General features: G+C 55.2%; 21 protein-coding genes, 2 tRNA genes and 1 other RNA gene. 14 read left to right on the top strand and 10 right to left on the bottom strand.

What is annotated here, in order from left to right; all coding sequences use genetic code 11:
- Positions 1–4: 4 nt before the first annotated feature.
- The 5 genes from prfA to kdsA are packed head-to-tail and all read left to right on the top strand — an operon-like array spanning position 5 to position 4,013.
- Positions 5–1,087, top strand: a complete 1,083-nt coding sequence (gene prfA, locus F384_RS08315) for a peptide chain release factor 1 (RefSeq protein WP_046481068.1) — start codon at positions 5–7, stop codon at positions 1,085–1,087.
- Positions 1,087–1,920: a peptide chain release factor N(5)-glutamine methyltransferase gene (gene prmC / locus F384_RS08310; protein ID WP_046481067.1), complete on the top strand. Its 834-nt coding sequence runs from the start codon at positions 1,087–1,089 to the stop codon at positions 1,918–1,920. The genes prfA and prmC overlap by 1 nt, the downstream gene beginning before the upstream one ends.
- Positions 1,917–2,309 carry an invasion regulator SirB2 gene (gene sirB2, locus F384_RS08305; RefSeq protein ID WP_046481066.1) on the top strand — a complete coding sequence of 131 codons (393 nt, stop codon included), beginning with the start codon at positions 1,917–1,919 and terminating at the stop codon, positions 2,307–2,309. Before prmC ends, sirB2 begins: the two co-directional genes overlap by 4 nt.
- A 3-nt stretch (positions 2,310–2,312) precedes the next feature.
- Positions 2,313–3,122, top strand: a complete 810-nt coding sequence (gene sirB1, locus F384_RS08300) for an invasion regulator SirB1 (protein ID WP_046481065.1) — start codon at positions 2,313–2,315, stop codon at positions 3,120–3,122.
- Positions 3,123–3,158: 36 nt separating this feature from the next.
- Positions 3,159–4,013 (top strand): 3-deoxy-8-phosphooctulonate synthase, encoded by an 855-nt coding sequence (kdsA, locus tag F384_RS08295; RefSeq protein WP_046481064.1) that lies wholly within the window; start codon positions 3,159–3,161, stop codon positions 4,011–4,013.
- Between the two features lie 53 nt (positions 4,014–4,066).
- On the opposite strand, the gene chaA is transcribed toward kdsA, so the two are convergent.
- Entirely contained in the window at positions 4,067–5,167 is a 1,101-nt protein-coding gene (gene chaA / locus F384_RS08290; protein ID WP_046481063.1) for a sodium-potassium/proton antiporter ChaA, read from the bottom strand.
- Between the two features lie 273 nt (positions 5,168–5,440).
- On the opposite strand from chaA, the gene chaB reads away from it, so the two are divergent.
- Positions 5,441–5,671 carry a putative cation transport regulator ChaB gene (gene chaB, locus F384_RS08285; protein WP_046481062.1) on the top strand — a complete coding sequence of 77 codons (231 nt, stop codon included), beginning with the start codon at positions 5,441–5,443 and terminating at the stop codon, positions 5,669–5,671.
- A 195-nt stretch (positions 5,672–5,866) separates the two neighbouring features.
- Complete coding sequence (locus F384_RS08280) at positions 5,867–6,562, top strand: gamma-glutamylcyclotransferase (protein ID WP_046481061.1); 696 nt, start codon at positions 5,867–5,869, stop codon at positions 6,560–6,562.
- Between the two features lie 48 nt (positions 6,563–6,610).
- Here the strand turns inward: F384_RS08280 and F384_RS08275 are convergent, their stop codons facing one another.
- Both F384_RS08275 and F384_RS08270 read right to left on the bottom strand, forming a co-directional pair.
- On the bottom strand, positions 6,611–6,856 hold the full coding sequence (locus F384_RS08275) for a DUF1883 domain-containing protein (RefSeq protein ID WP_046481060.1): 246 nt from the start codon (positions 6,854–6,856) through the stop codon (positions 6,611–6,613).
- A 263-nt stretch (positions 6,857–7,119) separates the two neighbouring features.
- Complete coding sequence (locus F384_RS08270; protein WP_046481059.1) at positions 7,120–7,473, bottom strand: DsrE/DsrF/TusD sulfur relay family protein; 354 nt, start codon at positions 7,471–7,473, stop codon at positions 7,120–7,122.
- Positions 7,474–7,682: 209 nt separating this feature from the next.
- Between F384_RS08270 and F384_RS08265 the strand changes: the two genes are divergently transcribed.
- Positions 7,683–9,089 (top strand): YchO/YchP family invasin, encoded by a 1,407-nt coding sequence (locus tag F384_RS08265; RefSeq protein ID WP_046481058.1) that lies wholly within the window; start codon positions 7,683–7,685, stop codon positions 9,087–9,089.
- Here the strand turns inward: F384_RS08265 and narL are convergent, their stop codons facing one another.
- Positions 9,090–9,740 carry a two-component system response regulator NarL gene (gene narL, locus F384_RS08260; protein WP_042318615.1) on the bottom strand — a complete coding sequence of 217 codons (651 nt, stop codon included), beginning with the start codon at positions 9,738–9,740 and terminating at the stop codon, positions 9,090–9,092. It lies immediately after the preceding gene.
- Positions 9,733–11,529 carry a nitrate/nitrite two-component system sensor histidine kinase NarX gene (narX, locus tag F384_RS08255; RefSeq protein WP_046481057.1) on the bottom strand — a complete coding sequence of 599 codons (1,797 nt, stop codon included), beginning with the start codon at positions 11,527–11,529 and terminating at the stop codon, positions 9,733–9,735. Before narX ends, narL begins: the two co-directional genes overlap by 8 nt.
- Before the next feature lie 353 nt (positions 11,530–11,882).
- Here narX and F384_RS08245 point away from each other — a divergent pair, with 353 nt between their 5' ends.
- From F384_RS08245 to narI, 5 genes are all read left to right on the top strand, one after another.
- Positions 11,883–13,274 carry a NarK family nitrate/nitrite MFS transporter gene (locus F384_RS08245; protein ID WP_046481056.1) on the top strand — a complete coding sequence of 464 codons (1,392 nt, stop codon included), beginning with the start codon at positions 11,883–11,885 and terminating at the stop codon, positions 13,272–13,274.
- A gap of 408 nt (positions 13,275–13,682) precedes the next feature.
- The gene (locus F384_RS08240) at positions 13,683–17,426 is read left to right on the top strand and encodes a nitrate reductase subunit alpha (RefSeq protein WP_046481055.1); all 3,744 of its coding nucleotides are present in this window, start codon (positions 13,683–13,685) and stop codon (positions 17,424–17,426) included.
- Positions 17,423–18,961 (top strand): nitrate reductase subunit beta, encoded by a 1,539-nt coding sequence (gene narH / locus F384_RS08235; RefSeq protein ID WP_046481054.1) that lies wholly within the window; start codon positions 17,423–17,425, stop codon positions 18,959–18,961. The genes F384_RS08240 and narH overlap by 4 nt, the downstream gene beginning before the upstream one ends.
- Positions 18,958–19,668, top strand: a complete 711-nt coding sequence (gene narJ / locus F384_RS08230; RefSeq protein ID WP_046481053.1) for a nitrate reductase molybdenum cofactor assembly chaperone — start codon at positions 18,958–18,960, stop codon at positions 19,666–19,668. Before narH ends, narJ begins: the two co-directional genes overlap by 4 nt.
- On the top strand, positions 19,668–20,345 hold the full coding sequence (gene narI / locus F384_RS08225; protein WP_046481052.1) for a respiratory nitrate reductase subunit gamma: 678 nt from the start codon (positions 19,668–19,670) through the stop codon (positions 20,343–20,345). Before narJ ends, narI begins: the two co-directional genes overlap by 1 nt.
- Positions 20,346–20,564: 219 nt before the next feature.
- Here the strand turns inward: narI and F384_RS28225 are convergent.
- The 5 genes from F384_RS28225 to F384_RS08205 form a co-directional block, all read right to left on the bottom strand.
- Positions 20,565–20,695, bottom strand: a non-coding RNA gene (locus F384_RS28225) — RtT sRNA.
- Between the two features lie 41 nt (positions 20,696–20,736).
- A tRNA-Tyr gene (locus F384_RS08220) sits at positions 20,737–20,821 on the bottom strand.
- 26 nt (positions 20,822–20,847) lie between these two features.
- A tRNA-Tyr gene (locus F384_RS08215) sits at positions 20,848–20,932 on the bottom strand.
- Positions 20,933–21,225: 293 nt separating this feature from the next.
- On the bottom strand, positions 21,226–22,068 hold the full coding sequence (purU, locus tag F384_RS08210) for a formyltetrahydrofolate deformylase (protein ID WP_046481051.1): 843 nt from the start codon (positions 22,066–22,068) through the stop codon (positions 21,226–21,228).
- A 55-nt stretch (positions 22,069–22,123) separates the two neighbouring features.
- On the bottom strand, positions 22,124–22,579 hold the full coding sequence (locus tag F384_RS08205) for a YchJ family protein (protein WP_046481050.1): 456 nt from the start codon (positions 22,577–22,579) through the stop codon (positions 22,124–22,126).
- A 112-nt stretch (positions 22,580–22,691) separates the two neighbouring features.
- On the opposite strand from F384_RS08205, the gene rssA reads away from it, so the two are divergent.
- A complete protein-coding gene (gene rssA / locus F384_RS08200; protein ID WP_046481049.1) occupies positions 22,692–23,600 on the top strand; it encodes a patatin-like phospholipase RssA in 909 nt (302 codons plus the stop codon).
- Positions 23,601–23,682 lie beyond the last annotated feature (82 nt).

Raw genomic sequence — 23,682 nt, 5'->3', positions numbered from 1 at the left:
GCCTATGAAGCCTTCTATCGTTGCCAAACTGGAAGCCCTGCATGAACGCCATGAAGAAGTTCAGGCGCTGCTGGGTGATGCGGGAACCATCGCAGACCAGGAACGTTTTCGCGCACTGTCGCGCGAGTATGCACAACTTAGCGATGTTTCTCGCTGTTTTACGGACTGGCAACAGATTCAGGACGATATCGAAACGGCACAAATGATGCTCGACGATCCTGAAATGCGTGAGATGGCGCAGGAAGAACTGCGCGAAGCGAAAGACAAGAGTGAACAACTGGAACAGCAGTTACAGGTACTACTGCTGCCGAAAGATCCGGACGATGAGCGCAATGCGTTTCTGGAAGTTCGTGCCGGGACCGGCGGCGATGAAGCGGCTTTGTTTGCCGGCGATCTTTTCCGCATGTACAGCCGCTATGCGGAAACACGCCGCTGGCGGGTGGAGATCATGAGCGCCAGCGAAGGCGAGCACGGTGGTTATAAAGAGATTATCGCCAAGATCAGCGGCGACGGCGTCTATGGCCGCCTGAAATTTGAATCCGGTGGACATCGCGTGCAGCGCGTACCGGCTACAGAATCGCAGGGACGTATCCACACTTCCGCCTGTACCGTGGCGGTGATGCCGGAGTTGCCGGAAGCCGAGCTGCCGGATATTAATCCGGCCGATCTGCGTATTGATACCTTCCGTTCCTCCGGGGCGGGTGGCCAGCACGTTAACACCACCGACTCCGCCATCCGTATTACCCACCTGCCGACCGGCATTGTGGTGGAGTGTCAGGACGAACGTTCGCAGCACAAAAACAAAGCCAAAGCGATGTCGGTACTGGGTGCGCGTATTCGCGCAGCCGAAGTGGCACGACGTCAGCAGGCGGAAGCATCAACGCGTCGCAACCTGCTGGGCAGCGGCGATCGCAGCGACCGTAACCGGACCTACAACTTCCCGCAGGGGCGTGTGACCGATCACCGCATCAACCTGACGCTCTACCGTCTGGATGAAGCGATGGAAGGTAAACTGGATATGCTGATTGAGCCTATTGTGCAGGAATACCAGGCCGATCAACTGGCGGCGCTGTCCGAGCAGGAATAATGGATTTTCAGCACTGGTTACGTGAGGCGATAAGCCAGCTACAGGAGAGTGAAAGCCCGCGCCGCGATGCCGAGATCTTACTCGAATTTGTGACCGGTAAAGGGCGCACGTTCATCCTGGCATTTGGTGAAACGGCAATAACCGACGCCCAGCGTGAACAACTGGACGGGTTACTGGCACGTCGTAAACAAGGGGAACCCATCGCGCACTTAACCGGCGTACGCGAGTTCTGGTCATTGCCGTTGTTTGTCTCGCCCGCCACGCTTATCCCGCGTCCGGATACCGAATGTCTGGTGGAACAGGCGCTGGCGCGACTGCCATCGGACCCGTGCCGTATTCTCGATCTCGGTACCGGCACCGGCGCGATTGCGCTGGCGCTGGCGTCTGAACGCCCTGACTGTGAGGTCACGGCGGTTGACAGAATGCCGGATGCGGTTGAACTGGCGCAGCGTAATGCCACACAGTTGGCCATTCACAATGTTCGCATCCAGCAAAGCGACTGGTTTAGCGCCTTGCCGGGACAGCAGTTTACGATGATTGTCAGCAATCCGCCGTACATTGACGAACAGGATCCGCATCTGGTGCAGGGCGATGTCCGCTTTGAGCCGCTGACCGCCCTGGTCGCCCGCGATGGCGGAATGGCCGACATTGTGCACATTATCGAACAATCTCGTACGCGGCTGGAAGCGGGCGGTTTTCTGCTACTCGAGCATGGCTGGCAGCAGGGCGCTGCCGTACGTGACGCCTTCATTCGCGCGGGCTACCAGGCGGTAGAAACCTGTCGTGATTATGGCGATAACGAGCGCATTACGCTCGGACGTAAACCTGCATGAACAGCGTCACGCTTTTGCTCAGCGTTCACCTCATCAGTATTGCGCTTTCCATTAGTCTGTTTGTGTTGCGCTATGGGTGGCATGAATGTCACTCTGCGCGGGCTCACGCGCGCTGGACGCGCGTCGTCCCGCCGGTTGTTGACACGCTTTTGCTGCTCAGTGGCGTGGGTTTGATCGCTAAAACGCACATCCTGCCATTCACGGAGCAGGGGACATGGCTGACTGAGAAGCTGTTTGGGGTTATCATTTACATCGTTTTGGGTTTTATTGCGCTCGATTACCGTCGGGCGCGCAGTCGGCAGGCGCGGTTATTCGCGTTTCTGCTGGCGCTGGTGGTGCTGTACATCATCATTAAACTCGCCACCACAAAAATACCGTTACTGGGGTAGGTCATGAGGTCGTTAGCTGATTTCGAATTTAATAAAGCGCCATTGTGCGACGGGATGATCCTGGCATCGGAATCGATCCGCCTGGATTTTCCTTCGCAAACTGTCTATGACGAGCTGGAACGTCTGGTCAGCCAGGCGCAAGAAGAAATTAGCCAGCTTTTGTCTCAGGATGAGCAACTGGAAAAATTGCTGGCACTTTTCTACGGCGAGTGGGGTTTTACTGACACCCGCGGCGTTTACCGTTTGTCCGACGCATTATGGCTTGACCAGGTACTGAAGAACCGCCAGGGCAGCGCGGTATCGCTGGGGGCGATCCTATTGTGGATCGCCAACCGGTTGTCATTGCCGCTGGTACCGGTGATTTTCCCGACGCAGCTTATTTTGCGTATTGAGTCGCTGGAAGGCGAAATGTGGCTCATCAATCCGTTCAATGGTGAAACGTTGAATGAGCATACGCTGGAAGTGTGGCTGAAGGGGAATATCAGTCCGGTCGCAGAGTTATTTAACGAAGACCTGGACGAAGCGGATAACGCAGAAGTGATTCGCAAGCTGCTGGACACCCTGAAATCTTCCTTAATGGAAGAACAACAGATGGAGCTGGCGCTGCGGGCGAGTGAAGCGTTACTGCAATTTAACCCGGAAGATCCGTACGAAATACGTGACCGGGGCTTAATTTATGCGCAACTGGAATGTGAACATGTCGCGCTGACCGATTTAAGCTATTTCGTTGAGCAGTGTCCGGAAGACCCGATCAGCGAAATGATTCGTGCGCAGATTAATAACATCTCGCACAAGCAAATTGTCCTGCATTAATTTATCGACATTCTTACTCATCATTAAGGCGATCCTATGAAACAAAAAGTGGTTAGCATTGGCGACATCAAGGTAGCAAACGATCTGCCGTTCGTGCTGTTTGGCGGGATGAACGTGCTGGAATCGCGCGATCTGGCGATGCGCATTTGTGAGCACTACGTGACCGTTACCCAGAAACTGGGTATCCCTTACGTGTTCAAGGCCTCTTTTGATAAAGCCAACCGTTCCTCTATCCACTCCTACCGTGGACCGGGCCTGGAAGAAGGGATGAAAATCTTCCAGGAACTGAAACAGACCTTTGGCGTGAAAGTGATCACCGACGTTCATGAAGCCAGCCAGGCGCAGCCGGTTGCTGACGTTGTGGATGTGATTCAGTTACCGGCGTTCCTCGCGCGTCAGACCGATCTGGTGGAAGCGATGGCGAAAACCGGCGCAGTCATCAACGTCAAGAAACCGCAATTCGTGAGCCCGGGTCAGATGGGCAACATCGTGGATAAATTCCATGAGGGCGGTAACGACAAGGTGATCCTGTGTGACCGTGGGGCAAACTTCGGTTATGACAACCTGGTTGTCGATATGCTGGGCTTCAGCGTGATGAAGAAAGTCTCCGGTAACAGCCCGGTTATTTTCGACGTGACCCATGCGCTGCAGTGCCGCGACCCGTTCGGCGCGGCCTCTGGCGGTCGTCGCGGTCAGGTGACTGAGCTGGCGCGTGCCGGTATGGCGGTCGGCCTGGCCGGTCTGTTCATCGAAGCGCACCCGGATCCGGCCAACGCGAAGTGTGACGGCCCGTCCGCGCTGCCTCTGGCGAAGCTGGAACAGTTCCTTGTGCAGATGAAAGCGGTTGACGACCTGGTGAAAAGCTTCGACGAGCTGGATACCGAGAACTAAGTCTCGCAGAAACAAAAAACCCCGCCGCGGCGGGGTTTTGTTTGCCTGAAAGGTCAGGCGAATATCGTCATCAGATAGGCGATAAACAGTGCCAGATGCGCCGCGCCGTTCAGCACGTTGGTGCGCCCCGTCGAGAACGAGATATGGCACAGCACCAGTGACGCCACCATCACCACCATTTCCGGTGCGCCTAAGCCGAACACCAGGTCATTCCCCGTTGCCCATGCAATCAGCGTCACCACCGGTACCGTCAGGGAGATGGTGGCCAGCACCGACCCAAAGAACAGGTTCATCGCTCTCTGTACCTGATTATTCAACACCGCTTTCAGCGCCCCAAGTCCTTCCGGGGAGAGGATCAGCAGTGCGACCAGGAAGCCGGTAAAGGCGACCGGGGCGTTCAGTTCAGTCAGCAGTGTCTCCAGCGGGTTCGCGTTCATTTTGGTGACGGCAATCACCGCAATCAGATGAATCACCAGCCAGATGGCATGCCACACATTGCTGTGCGCAGAGGGTTTACCGTGATGCGGGTCATCGTCGTCGCTGTCATCTTCATGCTCATAGACAAACAGGCTCTGGTGAGTTTTGGTTTGAATGAGCAGAAACACGCCGTACATCGCGGCAGAAATTAAGGCCACCAACAGTGCCTGGCCGGTGGTGAAATTCGCGCCGGGCAGCGCCATTGGAAACACCAGCACGATAATCGCCAGCGGAAACAGGGCAATCAGATACTGTTTAATCCCGAACAGGTTCATATACTGAGTGGCGAATTTACGCCCGCCCAGTAACAGTGAAAAGCCCACCAGACCACCGGTCACAATCATGATGATGGAATAGAGCGTGTCGCGCATCAGCGTCGGCGCCGCATCGCCGGTCGCCATCAGAGCTGAGATCAGGCTAACTTCGAGAATGACCACTGACAGACTCAGAATGAGTGAGCCGTAGGGTTCGCCGAGGCGGTGGGCCAGTACGTCGGCGTGACGAACAACGCTAAAGGCGCTGCTTAAAATACCAATCAGGGCCAGAAGGTTAATGCCGATTACCGCTGGTAGTGAATGGCTGCCTCCCCAAAGGAACAGCACTACCAGCGCCACAACCGGGAAAATAAGCGACGTCTCCTTATGGCGGGTTTTCACCGCCTCTTGTGCATGTGTCATGAATGCTCTCCATCTCTGCAGGTCGATTTTAGTTATAAATGTAATAAAGCGGGTAAAAAATAACAGAAAACGTAGGCTTTCTGGTGATATTTTACGAAATTTTACGGCATTCCGGCCTTTCACCTTTAAAACGACAGAAAGAGAAACTCTTGTCTGTAGAGTAGTTAAATAACAGCACCTTATGATTGATGCAGGATGAATAAACCTCTTCGCAGTGGCAGAGAAAGCCTGGGATGACCACACTTAAGGTTTAGCCAAAAAGCGGAGTCAATGATGCCTTATCATGCGAAAAAAGATCTGCCAGACAGTGTACAACACGTCTTACCCGCCCATGCCCAGGAGATCTACAAGGAGGCGTTCAATAGCGCCTGGGAGCAGTACAAGGACAAAGCCGACCGCCGCGATGATGCCAGTCGAGAAGAGACCGCGCACAAAGTCGCGTGGGCGGCAGTGAAAAAAGAGTATGCCAAAGGCGAAGACGAGAAGTGGCATAAGAAAACCTAACCATTTAAATTATAAGGTCTAACGTGATCACCCCCGTGAATGCGTAAGCGAATCGTGCTACCTGCACCCGTTGCCGCCTTGCAAGCGGCCCGCGAATTGCATATTGTCGTGATATTGGTTTCAAAATGAGCAGTTAAAATGCCCGGAAGGCGTCAAAAGTTGTCGCAGGGAAGTATGCAGTGGCGGAGGTGTAAGGTGTTAACGCGTGATTTCTTGATGAATGCCGATTGTAAAACGGCATTTGGTGCTATTGAAGAATCACTCTTATGGTCAGCAGAGCAACGTGCGGCGTCCCTTGCGGCGACGCTGGCTTGCCGACCAGATGATGGACCGGTGTGGATCTTCGGTTATGGATCGTTGATGTGGAACCCGGCGTTAGAGTTTGAGGAGTCATGTACCGGTACGCTGGTGGGATGGCATCGGGCATTTTGCCTGCGTCTCACGGCAGGGCGCGGAACCGCGTGCCAGCCGGGACGAATGCTCGCACTAAAAGAGGGCGGGCGCACCACCGGCGTGGCCTATCGTCTCCCGGATGCTTCGCTTGAGCAGGAGTTAACTCTGCTGTGGAAGCGAGAAATGATCACCGGCTGCTATTTGCCCACCTGGTGTCAACTGGCGCTGGACGACGGGCAAACGGTGAATGCGCTGGTGTTTATTATGGATCCGCGCCATCCGCTGTATGAGTCGGACACGCGTGCGCAAATTATTGCCCCGCTGATTGCTGCCGCCAGTGGGCCGCTTGGCACCAACGCGCAGTATCTGTTTTCGCTCGAACAGGAATTGCAGAAACTGGGGATGCAGGATGAATGTCTTAACGACCTGGTGACGAACGTGCGCGGTTTGTTAGGTGAATCTCTTCCGGAAGGCGTTTTGCGACCGGGTTTCGCGTAAGGTTTATATCAGCCCGGTAGGCGTAAGCGCTACCGGGCGATTTGCGTATCAGGCGGCGATATAACTGATGGAATGTTCCAGTGACTGGCTATGGCTGTCGATCAGGACATTCCAGACGCCGGTATACGGTACGGTCAACCACGCGTTATCACGATTTTGCACGCTTAATATGTCGGTCTGCGCGTCTTTAACGTGATTCTTCTCGCTCATCAGATGAATGTGGCAACACTCAGAACAGCGTACTACCACAGTATCCCCACCAAATAACTTCAAACTTGCCTTTACTAATGCCATTTCTCACCCCGTATTGAAAACAACGTACTTCCTCTCAGGAAGTGCTGCGTGATGTTGTTCACATTTTACCCATGAGGCATAACACCAAAGAGTTAGGCTTCGGATGCTGATTTTGATCAAAAAATGGCATAACGATTAAACAATAGTGACAAAATGCCGGAGAAAAGCGTGATCGGGCGCACTTACTTTTGGTAAAGATACGCCCCAATAAGATTAAATTCGGAAATAACCGGCTGTTTCAGCAAGCTTGCCTGAAAAGGGGATTAGAACGTCAGCACTTTGTCGGCAGCCAGCGTCCACTGCGCCAGTTCTACCAGCGTGCCAACTTCCACGCCGTCAATCAGCGGCAGAGTCGTGATCCCGCGCCCGTCTGTGCAGGTCTTGCACAGTTTGACCGGGACATTCTGGGCGGTGAGAATCTCCAGCATCTGCTGAATGTTATAACCTTCTGCGGGCTTCTGACCGCGTAAACCCGCCGTGACGGCATCCGACATCAGAAACAGTCGCAGGTCGAGATCGCTCGCCTGTTCACGTAAGGCGATCGCCAGTCGCAGGCTATTGAATAACGATTCGCTACCGTATGCCGCACCGTTGGCAATGATCACTATCTTTTGCATGTTGACTCCTGTAAGCGGGGAGGTTTGATGTGTCAGTCAGTTATGTTACCGCGCAAGCGGAGTGTTACCAATGAAAGTCTGACGACAAGAAGTGCCGGACAAGCGTAAGGATATTCCTGAAAGTGTGAGAAATCCTGCAAAACAACCCTGAGTCAGGTAAGCTTTTAGGGTGTTAAGTTAACTGAACTGTGTAAGAAGCCATCGCCGATTTGAGCCGTTTTGTATTACATCCCGCCCCTCTCTGGTTACTCTTGCTGCTGGCAGGCGGTACAGCCAGTGCACAATCCTCCTTTATGCAACAGGCAGAAAATCCCTTTGATAATAATCAGGACGGGTTGCCCGATCTGGGGATGGCGCCCGACTCGCATGAAGGCGAAAAACACTTCGCAGAAATGGCAAAAGCCTTTGGCGAGGCGAGCATGACCGATAACGGTCTTGATACCGGCGAGCAGGCAAAACAATTTGCTTTTGGTCAGGTGCGTGACGCGGTGAGTGAGCAGGTGAATCAACACCTGGAATCCTGGCTGTCGCCGTGGGGCAGGGCCAGCGTCAACGTACAGGTCGATAGCGAAGGCCATTTTAACGGCAGTCGCGGAAGCTGGTTCGTTCCCTGGCAGGATAACTCGCGCTACCTCACCTGGAGTCAACTGGGGCTTACCCAGCAGGATGATGGACTGGTGAGTAATGTGGGTATCGGCCAGCGCTGGGCGCGCGACGGCTGGCTGCTCGGCTATAACACCTTCTACGATAATCTGCTGGATGAAAACCTCCAGCGCGGCGGACTGGGCGCTGAAGCGTGGGGGGAATACCTGCGACTGTCGGCCAATTATTACCAGCCGTTTGCCTCATGGCGCGCCCATACGCCGACGCTGGAACAACGAATGGCGCGCGGTTACGACGTCACGGCTGAAATGCGCATGCCGTTTTACGAATTTCTCAACACCCGCGTCAGCGTGGAGCAATATTTTGGCGACAGCGTTGATCTGTTTGATTCCGGGACGGGCTATCACAATCCGGTAGCGGTGAAACTGGGGCTGAACTACACCCCGGTTCCGCTGGTGACCGTAACAGCCCAACACAAACAGGGGGAGAGCGGCCTCAGCCAGAACAACCTCGGACTGAACCTGAATTACCGCTTCGGCGTGCCGCTGAAAAAGCAGTTGGCGGCAAGCGAAGTGGCGGAGAGTCAGTCGCTGCGCGGAAGCCGCTATGATAACCCGCAGCGTAACAACCTGCCGACGATGGAATATCGCCAGCGTAAAACCCTGAGCGTATTTCTGGCGACCCCACCGTGGGATCTGCATTCAGGCGAAACGGTACCGTTAAAATTACAGGTACGCAGTCTGCATGGCATTCGCCATATCACCTGGTTGGGTGACATGCAGGCGCTGAGTCTGACGGCGGGCGCAAATGCGGAAAGTGCTGAGGGCTGGACGGTCATTATGCCGGCCTGGGACAGCAGTGAAGGGGCGAGTAACCGCTGGCGACTGTCGGTGGTGGTGGAAGATGAGAAGGGGCAGCGTGTCTCTTCCAATGAGATCACGCTCTCGCTGACTGAACCGTTTATGGCAATGCCAGAGGACGATCCGCGCTGGAGGTTGCTCCCGGAGGAGTAATCAGAAGATGCGTTCCTGATGCACCCACACTGCCGCTTCGACGCGTGATTTGAGCTTCATTTTCTTCAGCATATGCTTCACGTGGACTTTCACCGTGCTCTCGGTGATATCCAGACGGCGGGCAATCATTTTGTTCGGCAGGCCCTGGGCGATAAGCTTCAGAATATCGCGCTCACGCGGGGTCAGTTGCGTGACGTCGCGATCGGAGGTGGCACGGTTGGCGCGCAGGCTGGCTGCCAGCACCGGCGTTAACGCTTCGCTTAATACCATCTCTCCGGCGGCGGCCTGCTGTAATGACTTAAGCAAGTCTTCCGGTTCCATGTCTTTCAGCAGATAGCCGTCAGCGCCGCGCTTGAGCGCCGTCACGACGTCTTCTTCATGATTCGACACGCTGAACACCACGATTCGCCCGGACAGCGCCTTTTCACGCAGTTTATCGAGGGTTTCCAGCCCGTTCATTCCCGGCATATTCAGGTCGAGCAGGATCAGGTCCGGGTCAAGCGATTCGGCCAGTTCGATACCCTGTTCGCCGTTACTGGCTTCGCCAACCACGGTAATATCGGGCGCCATGCTGACAAGCTGTTTGACGCCGGTCCGCAGCATCGGATGATCGTCGATGAGCAGGATAGTTGCCGGTTCCTGATTATTCATGGGTATCTCCTTGAACTTCTGTGAAGTATTTTTCGGGAATAAAGGTGACAGCGACTTCAGTACCGCCCGTCTCGCGACGGCGTACCTGGCAATCTCCGCGCAGGCTCTGTGCCCGGTCGCGCATAATGATCATGCCATAGTGGTTACTGCGCTCGGCGTTCTCAGGAACGCCGCAGCCGTTGTCTTGTACAGTCAATTTAACCTGCTTACCTTTCAGCGCCACGGTGACCACCACTTCATCAGCGTGAGAGTGTTTAAGCGCATTGCTTAAGGCTTCGCGGGCAATTTGCAGCAGGTGAATCGCCTGATGCGAAGGCACCAGACGAGGGGGTAACTGGTAATCCAGTTTCACCGTAAAACCAAAACGGGCGCTGTATTCGTGACAGCTGGCTTCCAGCGCCGGGCGCAGACCGGGTTCGGTCAGCTGTAAGCGGAACGTCGTCAACAGTTCGCGCAGTTGCGCCCATGACGCGTTCAGCTCGTTGCGGATCTGGCTCAGCAGGTCGCGGCTGCTGTTCGGCAACGTTTCTCCCTGCATTTGCAGGCAACTGACCTGCATCTTCATACAGGACAGTGATTGTGCAATAGAATCATGCAGTTCGCGCGCAATGGTTGCACGCTCTTCCATGACAATCAACTGCTGCTGGCGTTCCTGATTGCGATCCAGCGCCAGCGTTGCGGTGAGCTGTTCCACGACGGTATCCACCAGTTGTTGCTGATCGTGACTCATGTGACGCCCCTGCGGCAGGGTCGCCAGCAAAATGCCGTACTGGGTATGGGTGTCCGTCAAGCGCCATTTCAGCGTCATTCCCCCTTCAATCGGCGGCAGCGCGTCGCGCGGGCAGAGATGGCATCCCTTATCATCACAGCTGATATCGGACTGGCAGGTAAATTCCTGATGGTTATCCTCGTCCTCCTGGTCATACACCCGCAGTTCGATGTCATGCATTTGGGTCAGGTTTTGCAGACCGTTCAGCACCGGAGAGAGGCGTTCGCAAAGCGGCACCGGTGAATGCAGACGGCGGTTCGCCTGCCAGAGGAATGAAAGGATCTGATTTTTCTGCTCCAGCCCGGCGGTTTTTTCTCTGACGCGCTGTTCAAGCACCGAATAGCTTTCTGCCAGTTCATCGGACATGTTATTAAGTGCGTCGCCGAGCATCGCCATCTCATTGCGCCCGCCGATCTGCGCGCGCTGAGTAAAGTCGCGCTGGCTGACGGCACGGGCCATCGACAGCAGTTGCTTCCACGGCTGGAGCAGACGCGCCCGCAACCAGATAATGGTAAAGACCAGCAGCAGCGCCATGAAAATCGCCATCATCCGGTGCACCATGACCACGCGTTCGATACGCATTTCGGTAATGTGATCAAACGCGGAGACGAGCCTGTCAAGGCCGGTGACGAACTGGCTGACGTCGGCGGCGACGGCCTCTCTGCTGCTGGCCTGTTGCAGGCCAGGAGACAGTTCTCGATGCCAGTAATCCTGGAGTGCGCGCAGTTGCGCCTGCTGACCGTCGCGTTCTGCCGCGCGAGTCAGTTCCGGGCTGAACGCCGTTTGCTCCATCTCAGTAAGCAGTTTCTGGTCGTCAACGCCCAGCGGCACCGCAGCGAGCAGGCGATAGCTTTGCATCCGCAGAGAGCCCGCTTTATTGATGGCATGCGCGCTGCCCTGTACGCCCTGAACCAGCCAGCCAGAGACAGCCATACCCGCCACGCCGATGGCCGTAGAGAGCATCACAATGAGCGCCACCTGGTTAACCAGCGTGAGCGGAGAGAGACAACGTTTTAACATAAAACCTTCTTCCTTCAGGCCTCCGGACAGCGAATGGGGAAACCTTAATGAATGACGAGACTACCGGGCAGAATTGGGCAGTGGCGTTATTCTCGACCATCCCCTGGAGTATACCCATACCTAAAACGAGTTACCTCTTAATTGCCGCAATCGGAGAGGATTTAGGGAAGGGGGGACCTGCAACGGGCAGCACTGTGAAAAACCACGTATTTCTTGTCGAATTATCCTACTCACTTAGGGTGATCATGATTTTTTTGCTGTGATATCGACAACTTTTCCTTTGATTTATATCAACTTACCTCGCGCTGTAAACCCTAATGTTGCAGGCATCGAATCGAGTATCAGAGGTGTCTATGAGTCACTCATCCGCCCCGGAAAGGGCATCTGGAGCTGTAATCACAGAATGGCGGCCGGAAGATCCGGCGTTCTGGGCACAGCGAGGTCAACGTATCGCCAGTCGCAACCTGTGGATTTCCGTCCCTTGTCTGCTACTGGCGTTTTGCGTCTGGATGTTGTTCAGCGCTGTTGCGGTGAATCTACCGAAAGTCGGTTTCAACTTTACCACCGACCAGTTGTTTATGCTGACGGCATTACCGTCGGTCTCCGGCGCATTGTTACGCGTGCCTTACTCTTTTATGGTACCGGTTTTCGGCGGACGTCGCTGGACCGCGTTCAGCACCGGGATCCTGATTATTCCGTGCGTCTGGTTAGGGTTTGCGGTGCAGGATACCTCCACACCGTTCAGCACATTTATTCTGATCTCTCTGCTCTGCGGTTTTGCCGGCGCTAACTTTGCCTCCAGTATGGCGAACATCAGCTTCTTCTTTCCGAAGCAGAAGCAGGGCGGCGCGCTGGGGCTGAATGGCGGTCTGGGGAATATGGGCGTGAGCGTCATGCAACTGGTTGCGCCGCTGGTGGTCTCCCTGTCTGTCTTTGCCATCTTTGGCAGCCACGGCGTTGAACAACCGGACGGTTCACAACTGTATCTGGCGAATGCCGCGTGGGTCTGGGTACCGTTCCTCGTCCTCTTTACCCTTGCGGCCTGGTTCGGCATGAACGAACTGGCGACCTCAAAAGCGTCACTGAAAGAGCAACTGCCGGTCCTCAAACGGGGTCACCTGTGGATCATGAGCCTGCTTTATCTGGCGACCTTCGGCTCGTTCATCGGGTTTTCCGCGGGCTTTGCGATGCTGTCAAAAACGCAGTTCCCGGAGATTCAGATCCTGCACTATGCGTTTTTTGGTCCCTTTGTCGGCGCACTGGCGCGCTCGGCGGGTGGGGCAATCTCTGACCGTTTAGGCGGAACGCGCGTCACGCTGGTGAACTTCGTGCTGATGGCCATTTTCAGCGGCCTGCTGTTCCTGACGTTACCGACTAACGGCACCGGCGGCAGTTTCATCGCCTTCTTCGTGGTCTTCCTTGCGCTATTTATGACGGCAGGGCTGGGCAGTGGCTCCACCTTCCAGATGATCTCCGTTATCTTCCGTAAGCTGACGATGGATCGCGTGAAGGCGGAAGGTGGCTCTGAAGAGAAAGCGATGCGCGAAGCGGCGACCGATACGGCGGCGGCGTTAGGCTTTATCTCAGCGATTGGCGCCATTGGCGGCTTCTTTATCCCGAAAGCCTTTGGTACGTCGCTTGCCTTAACCGGCTCGCCGGTTGGCGCGATGAAAATCTTCCTGATCTTCTATATCGCCTGTGTGGTGATCACCTGGTTGGTATACGGGCGACATTCGAAAAAATAAAAAGAGCAGTCATGTGTTATCCCCTTGCGCGGCGTTAGACCGCGCTTTTTTTGTCTCTTATTTAGTTACAACATACTTTTGATTTTATTACTCGCACCGTTCTGCCACTCCCTCATCCGAAAAGTGTCTCCAGGGGGCATACCCCTTAATACCCACTTGTAAAGAATTAAACACGAGTTGAAAACACGATAGGTAAAATAATTAATAAAATCAATGCAATAATCAAATAAATCAAATCATCCGAAAGGGGTATGTCAAAATTTACCCCGCGTTTTCATCCCTTTCTGCCTTGATCGTTATCAATTCTCACGCCCTTTCAGAGCGTTACCTTCGCTCTCAATCAAGCAATGTCGATTTTTCTGAATGTCGATTTATCAGAGAGCCGTCAGGCTCCACAGGAGAGAACCGATGAGTAAATTCCTGGACCGGTTTCGCTACTTCAAGCAGAAGGGTGAAACCTTTGCCGATGGGCACGGCCAGCTTCTCGATACCAACCGGGACTGGGAGGATGGATATCGCCAGCGTTGGCAGCACGACAAAATTGTGCGCTCAACCCATGGGGTTAACTGCACCGGCTCATGTAGCTGGAAAATCTACGTTAAAAATGGTCTGGTGACCTGGGAAACCCAGCAAACGGACTACCCACGTACCCGTCCGGACATGCCAAACCACGAGCCTCGTGGCTGTCCGCGCGGTGCCAGCTACTCCTGGTATCTCTACAGTGCTAACCGTCTGAAATATCCACTGATGCGCAAACGTCTGATGAAGATGTGGCGTGAAGCGAAGAAACTGCACAGCGATCCGGTTGACGCCTGGGCCTCCATCATCGAAGACGCCGATAAAGCAAAAAGCTTCAAACAAGCGCGTGGTCGTGGTGGTTTCGTCCGCTCCTCCTGGCAGGAAGTTAATGAACTGATTGCCGCCTCTAACGTCTATACCGTGAAAACGTACGGTCCGGACCGCGTGGCTGGCTTCTCGCCGATCCCGGCGATGTCGATGGTTTCCTATGCGTCCGGCGCGCGTTACCTCTCCCTGATTGGCGGTACCTGCCTGAGCTTCTACGACTGGTACTGCGACCTGCCACCGGCTTCTCCGCAGACCTGGGGCGAGCAGACCGATGTGCCGGAATCTGCTGACTGGTATAACTCCAGCTACATCATTGCCTGGGGATCTAACGTTCCGCAGACCCGTACGCCGGATGCCCACTTCTTTACCGAAGTCCGTTATAAAGGCACCAAAACCGTTGCTGTAACGCCGGACTACGCTGAAATCGCCAAACTGTGCGACCTCTGGCTGGCGCCGAAACAGGGGACCGATGCGGCGATGGCGCTGGCAATGGGTCACGTCATGCTGCGTGAATTCCATCTCGATAACCCGAGCCAGTACTTTACCGACTACGTGCGCCGCTACACCGACATGCCAATGCTGGTGATGCTGGAAGAGCGTGACGGTTATTATGCTGCGGGTCGTATGCTGCGCGCCGCTGACCTCGTTGACGCGCTGGGCCAGGAAAACAACCCGGAATGGAAAACCGTTGCCATTACTAACAATGGCGATATGGTCGCGCCGAACGGCTCGATTGGTTTCCGCTGGGGCGAGAAAGGCAAATGGAACCTTGAGCAGCGCGACGGTACGACCAGCGCCGAAACGGAACTGCAACTGAGTCTGCTGGGCAGCCAGGACGAGATCGCCGAGGTGGGCTTCCCATACTTTGGTGGTGAAGGCACTGAGCACTTCAATAAAGTCGAACTGGAAAACGTGCTGTTGCACAAACTGCCGGCGAAACGCCTGCAGCTGGCAGACGGCACCACGGCGCTGGTGACCACCGTTTATGATCTGACGATGGCCAACTACGGTCTGGAACGCGGTCTGAACGATGCTAACTGCGCAACCAGCTATGACGACATTAAAGCGTATACCCCGGCGTGGGCAGAGCAGATTACCGGCGTGCCGCGTGCGCAGATCACCCGCATTGCGCGTGAGTTTGCCGACAACGCGGATAAGACCCACGGTCGTTCGATGATCATCGTCGGTGCCGGTCTGAACCACTGGTATCACCTCGATATGAACTATCGTGGGCTTATCAACATGCTGGTGTTCTGTGGCTGTATCGGCCAGAGCGGCGGCGGTTGGGCGCATTATGTCGGCCAGGAAAAACTGCGTCCGCAGACCGGCTGGCAGCCGCTGGCGTTTGCCCTTGACTGGCAGCGTCCGGCACGCCACATGAACAGCACGTCGTACTTCTACAACCACTCCAGCCAGTGGCGCTACGAGACGGTTACCGCGCAGGAACTGTTGTCGCCGCTGGCGGACAAATCGCGCTATAGCGGCCATCTGATTGACTTCAACGTGCGCGCCGAGCGCATGGGCTGGCTGCCGTCGGCGCCGCAGCTTGGCACCAACCCGCTGACCATCGCACAAGAGGCGAAGAAAGCCGGGATGACGCCGGTGGATTACACCGTGAAATCCCTGAAAGACGGTTCGATTCGTTTCGCGGCCGAACAGCCGGAAAACGGGAAAAACCATCCGCGTAACCTGTTCATCTGGCGTTCAAACCTGCTGGGTTCTTCCGGTAAGGGCCACGAGTACATGCTGAAATACCTGCTGGGGACCGAGCACGGGATTCAGGGCAAAGACCTGGGCAAGCAGGGCGGCGTGAAGCCGGAAGAAGTGGAATGGCAGGACAACGGTCTCGACGGCAAACTGGATCTGGTGGTGACGCTGGACTTCCGTCTGTCGAGCACCTGTTTGTACTCCGATATCGTGCTGCCGACCGCGACCTGGTATGAAAAAGACGACATGAATACCTCGGATATGCATCCGTTTATTCATCCGCTGTCCGCCGCCGTTGACCCGGCCTGGGAATCAAAAAGCGACTGGGAAATTTACAAAGCCATCGCGAAGAAATTCTCAGAAGTGTGCGTGGGACACCTCGGGAAAGAGACGGATGTCGTCACGCTGCCGATTCAGCACGACTCTGCTGCCGAACTGGCGCAGCCGCTGGACGTGAAGGACTGGAAAAAAGGCGAATGCGACCTGATTCCGGGCGTTACCGCGCCGCACATCATGACCGTAGAACGTGATTATCCGGCAACGTATGAGCGCTTTACCTCCATCGGCCCGTTGATGGAGAAAATCGGCAACGGCGGTAAAGGGATTGCCTGGAACACCCAGAGCGAAATGGATCTGCTGCGTAAGCTCAACTACACCAAAGCGGACGGCCCGGCGAAAGGTCAGCCGATGCTCAACACCGCCATCGACGCGGCAGAGATGATCCTGACGCTGGCGCCGGAAACGAACGGTCATGTGGCGGTGAAAGCCTGGGCGGCGCTCAGCGAGTTTACCGGTCGCGACCATACCCATCTGGCGACGAACAAAGAAGAGGAAAAAATCCGCTTCCGCGATATCCAGGCGCAGCCGCGTAAGATCATCTCCAGCCCGACCTGGTCTGGTCTGGAAGACGAACACGTCTCGTATAACGCGGGCTATACCAACGTTCACGAGCTGATCCCGTGGCGCACGCTGACCGGTCGTCAGTCGCTGTATCAGGATCACCAGTGGATGCGCGATTTCGGCGAAAGCCTGCTGGTTTACCGTCCGCCTATCGACACCCGTTCGGTGAAATCGGTGATGGGCGAGAAATCCAACGGTAACCCGGAAAAAGCGCTCAACTTCCTGACCCCGCACCAGAAGTGGGGGATCCACTCCACCTACAGCGACAACCTGCTGATGCTGACGCTGGGTCGCGGGGGGCCGATTGTGTGGATGAGTGAAGTGGATGCCAAAGATCTGGGTATTGTGGATAACGACTGGATCGAAGTGTTCAACAGCAACGGTTCGTTAACCGCGCGTGCGGTGGTGAGCCAGCGTGTACCAGCGGGGATGACCATGATGTACCACGCGCAGGAACGTATCGTGAACATTCCTGGCTCAGAAATCACCGAGCAGCGCGGCGGGATCCACAACTCGGTGACCCGTATTACGCCGAAGCCGACCCACATGATCGGCGGCTATGCGCAACTGGCCTACGGCTTTAACTACTACGGCACCGTCGGTTCGAACCGTGATGAATTTGTTGTGGTACGTAAGATGAAGAATATTGACTGGCTGGACGGCGAAGGCAATGACCAGGTACAGGAGAGCGTAAAATGAAAATTCGTTCACAAGTCGGCATGGTGCTGAATCTGGATAAGTGCATCGGTTGCCACACCTGTTCCGTGACCTGTAAAAACGTCTGGACCAGCCGCGAAGGCGTGGAATACGCGTGGTTCAACAACGTGGAAACCAAGCCGGGTCAGGGCTTCCCGACCGACTGGGAAAACCAGGAGAAATACAAAGGCGGCTGGATCCGTAAAATCAACGGCAAGTTGCAGCCGCGTATGGGTAACCGTGCGATGCTGCTCGGTAAAATCTTCGCCAACCCGCATCTGCCGGGGATTGACGACTATTACGAGCCGTTTGATTACGATTACCAGAACCTGCATAACGCGCCGGAAGGCACGAAAGTGCAGCCGATTGCTCGCCCGCGCTCGCTGATTACCGGCCAGCGGATGGCGAAAATCGAAAAAGGACCGAACTGGGAAGACGATCTGGGCGGTGAGTTTGAGAAGCTGTCGAAAGACAGAAACTTCGAAAACATGCAGAAGGCGATGTACGGCCAGTTTGAAAACACCTTCATGATGTACCTGCCGCGCCTGTGCGAGCACTGTCTCAACCCGGCGTGCGTGGCGACCTGCCCGAGCGGTGCCATCTACAAGCGTGAAGAAGACGGTATTGTGCTGATCGACCAGGACAAATGCCGTGGCTGGCGGATGTGCATCACCGGCTGTCCGTACAAAAAGATCTACTTCAACTGGAAGAGCGGTAAGTCTGAGAAATGCATCTTCTGCTACCCGCGTATCGAAGCCGGTCAGCCGACCGTGTGCTCCGAAACCTGCGTCGGCCGTATCCGCTATCTTGGCGTGCTGCTGTATGACGCGGATGCGATTGAAAGTGCAGCAAGCACCGAGCATGAGAAAGATCTCTACCAGCGCCAACTGGACGTGTTCCTCGATCCGAACGACCCGGCAGTCATTGAACAGGCGCTGAAAGACGGTATTCCGCAGAGCGTCATTGACGCTGCACAGCAGTCGCCTGTTTATAAAATGGCGATGGACTGGAAGCTGGCGCTGCCGCTGCATCCGGAATATCGCACGCTGCCGATGGTGTGGTATGTGCCGCCGCTGTCCCCGATTCAATCGGCGGCGGATGCGGGCGAACTGGGCAGTAACGGCATTCTGCCGGACGTGGACAGCCTGCGTATTCCGGTTCAGTACCTCGCTAACCTGCTGACCGCAGGCGATACCCAACCGGTACTACTGGCGCTGAAACGGATGCTGGCGATGCGTCACTACAAACGTGCGGAAACAGTCGACGGGAAAGTGGACACCCGCGCGCTGGAAGAGGTGGGTTTAAGCGAAGCGCAGGCACAGGAAATGTACCGTTACCTGGCGATTGCCAACTATGAAGATCGCTTCGTCGTGCCGAGTAGCCACCGTGAACTGGCGCGTGACGCGTTCCCGGAGAAAAGCGGTTGCGGCTTTACCTTCGGCGACGGTTGCCATGGTTCTGACACCAAATTCAATCTGTTTAACAGCCGCCGCATCGATGCCATCGATGTGACGCGCAAAACGGAGCCGCACCAATGATTGAACTCGTCATTGTTTCGCGTCTGCTCGAGTACCCGGATGCTGCCCTGTGGCAGCATCAGCAGGAACTGTACGATGCACTCGCGTCATCTGAAAATCTCAACAAAGAGGATGCGCATACGCTCAGCGTTTTCCTGCGCGATTTAACCGCACAGGAGATGCTGGATGTGCAGGCCAATTACAGCGAACTGTTCGACCGCGGTCGGGCAACCTCGCTGTTGCTGTTCGAACACGTCCACGGTGAGTCCCGCGACCGTGGTCAGGCGATGGTTGACCTGATGGCGCAGTACGAGCAGCACGGTTTACAGCTCGACAGCCGCGAGCTGCCGGACCATCTGCCGCTGTATCTGGAATACCTGGCGCAGTTGCCCAAGCGCGAGGCGCTGGGTGGATTGCAGGATATCGCCCCGATTCTGGCGCTGCTGAGCGCGCGTCTGCAACAGCGTGAAAGCCGCTATGCGGTGCTGTTCGACCTGCTGCTGAGGCTGGCAAATGCGGCGATCGACAGTGACAAAGTCGCGGAAAAAATAGCGGAGGAAGTTCGCGATGATACCCCGCAAGCGCTCGATGCGGTCTGGGAAGAAGAGCAGGTGAAATTCTTTGCCGACAAGGGTTGCGGCGAGTCTGAAATTTCCGCTCATCAGCGTCGTTTCGCCGGAGCCGTTGCGCCGCAATATCTGAATATCTCCACCGGAGGACAGCAATAATGCACTTCCTGAATATGTTCTTCTTTGACATCTACCCGTACATTGCCGGGTCCGTGTTTCTGATTGGTAGCTGGTTGCGGTACGACTACGGTCAGTACACCTGGCGCGCCGCATCCAGTCAGATGCTGGATCGCAAGGGGATGAACATGGCATCGAACCTGTTCCATTTCGGGATTCTGGGGATCTTTGCCGGCCACTTCCTCGGTATGCTGACGCCGCACTGGATGTATGAAGCCTGGCTGCCTATCGACGTGAAACAGAAGATGGCGATGATTGGCGGTGGTGCGGCGGGCCTGATGTGTCTTGTCGGCGGTGTGCTGTTGCTTAAGCGTCGTCTGTTCAGCCCACGCGTGCGGGCGACCACCACCGGGGCCGATATCCTGATCCTTTCGCTGCTGGTGATCCAGTGTGCGCTGGGGCTGTCGACCATTCCGTTCTCCGCCCAGCACATGGACGGCAGCGAAATGATGAAACTGGTGGGCTGGGCGCAGTCTGTGGTGACCTTCCACGGTGGGGCGTCAGCGCATCTGGAGGGGGTGGCGTTTATCTTCCGTCTGCACCTGGTGCTGGGGATGACGCTGTTCCTGCTGTTCCCGTTCTCCCGCCTGGTGCACATCTGGAGCGCGCCGGTCGAGTACCTGACGCGCAAATACCAGATTGTTCGCGCCCGTCACTGATACGGTTTTTGTGCTGCTAAACCCTGCTTCGGCAGGGTTTTTTTATGGGGTCGTGCGACCTGAATTGTCGGATGGCGCTACGCTTATCCGACCTACATGATGGCGATCTGGTAGGCCCGGTAAACGAAGTGCCACCGGGCAAAGACGATGCTTCATGCCAGGGCAGAATAAATAGAGAATACAGAAAGTTGATGTGTCTGAAGTGCAACAGAGAAGTGATGGTGGCGGGGGAAGGATGACTCAGCGCTGCGCGCTTCGCCCTTCGGGTCGTTGCCTGCGGCAACGCTTTCTCGCTGTGCTCGAATCGAACCTTAGTCGAAGCTTCTCATCCTTCCCCAGTGGGAATATGAAATATTGCATAAGTATGAATGTCTGGATTTTGTCTGGAAGATGGTGGCGGGGGAAGGATTCGAACCTTCGAAGTCGATGACGGCAGATTTACAGTCTGCTCCCTTTGGCCGCTCGGGAACCCCGCCAGGGGTGTGATGCTTGAGCGTTGAGATGGTGGTGGGGGAAGGATTCGAACCTTCGAAGTCGATGACGGCAGATTTACAGTCTGCTCCCTTTGGCCGCTCGGGAACCCCACCACAGGGTTTGGTGTTTCACAGCATGAAGGATTATCGTTACCTGCGGTAACGCTCTCTCGCTATGCTCGAGTCGAACTTCGAAGTCGATGACGGCATATTTGCAGTCAGCTCCCTGATCGCTCGGGAACCCCACCTCGGGGTAATGCGTCTTACTGGCCTGCTTCCATTTCGGGAAGCGGGGCGCATCATATCAAATGATGCGCCCCTGTAAAGCATTCCGGTGAGAAAAATAAACTGGTTGCCTGATTTTTACCCGCAAAGGTGTAAAGGTAACCAATTCATTTCTCAGTCGATTAAAGAATAATCGTCCGGTTGCCGTAGACAAATACGCGCTGGGCAAGCACCTGATACAACGCGCGGCTCAGAACGTTCTTTTCGACGTCGCGCCCGGCGCGCATCATATCTTCCGCCGTGTAGGTGTGATCCACATGGATAACGTCCTGCATGATGATCGGACCTTCGTCCAGATTGTCATTCACATAGTGCGCCGTCGCGCCGATAATCTTCACCCCGCGCTCATACGCCTGATGGTAAGGTCGTGCGCCAATAAAGGCGGGCAGGAACGAATGGTGAATATTGATTATCTTATTCGGGAAACGTGAAACAAACTCAGGCGTCAGCACGCGCATATATTTCGCCAGCACCACGTAATCCGGCTGGTGTGCGTCAATCGCATCCGCCATCTTCTGGTCGTGTTCTTCGCGAGTTAAACCTTCATGACTGACCAGTTCGAAAGGAATGTCAAAACGCTCAACCAGCGAACGCAGCGTTTCATGATTACCAATCACCGCGGCGATATCCACATCCAGCCCGCCATAGTTGGCCTTCATTAACAGATCGCCCAGACAATGCGCTTCTTTGGTGACCAGAATAACCACGCGACGACGCCCGGCGGGATTCAACTCACGAACGGAACCTTCCGGCAAGGCGCTGTCCAGATCGGCCAGCAGCGTGGAGTCGTTAAAAATCCCTTCCAGCTCGGTACGCATGAAAAAGCGCCCGGTGCGGTGGTCTACAAACTCATTGTTCTGCACGATATTCAGTTCATGCTTGTAGCAAATATTCGTAATACGCGCGATAAGCCCCTTCTGGTCAGGGCAGATGGTACGAAGCACTTTTCGTTGTAAAGAATGCATTGCAGCGGTAATCCTGTTGATGATGTTTGCTGAGTGAATACTGTCGGGCAGTTGACTAGCCGCAGCATTTTTTAAATTTTTTACCTGAGCCACAAGGGCAGGGGTCGTTGCGTCCCAATTGCGGGCGGGTACCATCGATATAGTACCACTGACCGTTTTCTTTTAAAAAACGAGAACGTTCAATGATAGCGCCCGTCTTTTCGTGTTCGCGAAAACGGGCGACAAAACTGACGTAGCCGGTGTTGTCCGCCTCTGACACGATGTGTTCGAAAACGGTCAGTCCCAGCCATTCGGTCGTGGCAAATCCGGCACCGATCTCATCGCGGAAACGGGCCGCGTGGCAGCTCGGATGCCAGGTCCTGATTAAATAATCTGCGTCTTTCATCACAAAAGCGCAGTAGCGCGAACGCATGAGGTGCGATGGATCGGGTGCGACTTGTTCACCAGACAGATATCGGTGACAACATAGGCTATACTCGACTGCGCTACCACAGGGACAAAGTTGAGACACAAAAAAACTCCCTGATAAAAAAACGGCGTATAAAAAAGCCTGGGTAGCTCTATGTTAACTGAGCGTTGGAGATGTTGCTACGCCCGTAAGCCAGGGGAAGTCTGTCGGTCAAATGAGAAAAATGAAAATAGGTCTGGCGCTAGGCTCAGGTGCTGCGCGAGGCTGGTCACATATTGGCGTCATCAAAGCCCTCAAACACATGGGCATTGATATTGACATCGTCGCAGGGTGTTCCATCGGTTCGCTGGTTGGTGCAGCCCATGCCTGTAATAAATTACCCGCGCTTGAAGAGTGGGTCTGCTCGTTCAGCTACTGGGATGTCCTGCGTCTGATGGATCTGTCCTGGAGAAGGGGCGGACTGCTGCGCGGCGAGCGTGTCTTCAATCAATATCGCAACGTCATGCCGGTGGCTGAAATTGAACAGTGCAGCCGTCGTTTCGCCACGGTGGCGACCAATCTCAGTACGGGCCGCGAATTATGGTTTACGGAGGGCGATCTCCATCTTGCCGTTCGCGCCTCCTGCAGTATTCCCGGCCTGATGTCCCCTGTCGCCCACAATGGCTACTGGCTGGTGGACGGCGGCGTCGTTAACCCGGTTCCCATCTCGTTGACCCGTGCGCTGGGCGCAGACATTGTGATTGCCGTCGATCTGCAACACGATGCACATCTGATGCAGCAGGATTTACTGTCGTTGAACGTCAGTGATGACAGTCCAGAGGGGGATGACGAAGGACTCTCCTGGCATGCACGTCTGAAAGAACGTCTGGGCAATATCACCGCGCGCCGCGTGGTGACCGCGCCAACCGCGATGGAAATCATGACCACCTCGATTCAGGTGCTGGAAAATCGCCTGAAACGCAACCGCATGGCGGGCGACCCACCGGACATCTTAATTCAACCGTTCTGTCCACAAATCTCCACCCTGGATTTTCATCGTGCCAGCGCTGCCATAGAAGCAGGGCGGTTAGCGGTAGAGAAAAAGATGGACGAACTTTTGCCTCTGGTGCGTGCCGGCGTTTGACGCACCATTTTTAACTACACTTAAGCATATTCTGACAGGCGTGTGTGGCAATAGCATGCCACTATTGAGTAAAGCCAGTCAG

Origin of the sequence: Citrobacter amalonaticus Y19 (assembly GCF_000981805.1) — a bacterium.
GTDB classification, from domain to species: Bacteria; Pseudomonadota; Gammaproteobacteria; order Enterobacterales; family Enterobacteriaceae; genus Citrobacter_A; species Citrobacter_A amalonaticus_C.
The sequence above is the reverse complement of the archived record's forward strand: the minus strand, read 5'-3'. Positions and strand labels throughout refer to the sequence as shown.

Excerpts from the sequence above, each read along its gene's own strand:
- prfA (WP_046481068.1), top strand. The coding sequence starts at position 5 with ATGAAGCCTTCTATCGTTGCCAAACTGGAAGCCCTGCATGAACGCCAT.
- prmC (WP_046481067.1), top strand. The coding sequence starts at position 1,087 with ATGGATTTTCAGCACTGGTTACGTGAGGCGATAAGCCAGCTACAGGAG.
- sirB2 (WP_046481066.1), top strand. The coding sequence starts at position 1,917 with ATGAACAGCGTCACGCTTTTGCTCAGCGTTCACCTCATCAGTATTGCG.
- sirB1 (WP_046481065.1), top strand. The coding sequence starts at position 2,313 with ATGAGGTCGTTAGCTGATTTCGAATTTAATAAAGCGCCATTGTGCGAC.
- kdsA (WP_046481064.1), top strand. The coding sequence starts at position 3,159 with ATGAAACAAAAAGTGGTTAGCATTGGCGACATCAAGGTAGCAAACGAT.
- chaA (WP_046481063.1), bottom strand. The coding sequence starts at position 5,167 with ATGACACATGCACAAGAGGCGGTGAAAACCCGCCATAAGGAGACGTCG.
- chaB (WP_046481062.1), top strand. The coding sequence starts at position 5,441 with ATGCCTTATCATGCGAAAAAAGATCTGCCAGACAGTGTACAACACGTC.
- F384_RS08275 (WP_046481060.1), bottom strand. The coding sequence starts at position 6,856 with ATGGCATTAGTAAAGGCAAGTTTGAAGTTATTTGGTGGGGATACTGTG.
- F384_RS08270 (WP_046481059.1), bottom strand. The coding sequence starts at position 7,473 with ATGCAAAAGATAGTGATCATTGCCAACGGTGCGGCATACGGTAGCGAA.
- narL (WP_042318615.1), bottom strand. The coding sequence starts at position 9,740 with ATGAATAATCAGGAACCGGCAACTATCCTGCTCATCGACGATCATCCG.
- narX (WP_046481057.1), bottom strand. The coding sequence starts at position 11,529 with ATGTTAAAACGTTGTCTCTCTCCGCTCACGCTGGTTAACCAGGTGGCG.
- F384_RS08245 (WP_046481056.1), top strand. The coding sequence starts at position 11,883 with ATGAGTCACTCATCCGCCCCGGAAAGGGCATCTGGAGCTGTAATCACA.
- F384_RS08240 (WP_046481055.1), top strand. The coding sequence starts at position 13,683 with ATGAGTAAATTCCTGGACCGGTTTCGCTACTTCAAGCAGAAGGGTGAA.
- narH (WP_046481054.1), top strand. The coding sequence starts at position 17,423 with ATGAAAATTCGTTCACAAGTCGGCATGGTGCTGAATCTGGATAAGTGC.
- narJ (WP_046481053.1), top strand. The coding sequence starts at position 18,958 with ATGATTGAACTCGTCATTGTTTCGCGTCTGCTCGAGTACCCGGATGCT.
- narI (WP_046481052.1), top strand. The coding sequence starts at position 19,668 with ATGCACTTCCTGAATATGTTCTTCTTTGACATCTACCCGTACATTGCC.
- purU (WP_046481051.1), bottom strand. The coding sequence starts at position 22,068 with ATGCATTCTTTACAACGAAAAGTGCTTCGTACCATCTGCCCTGACCAG.
- rssA (WP_046481049.1), top strand. The coding sequence starts at position 22,692 with ATGAGAAAAATGAAAATAGGTCTGGCGCTAGGCTCAGGTGCTGCGCGA.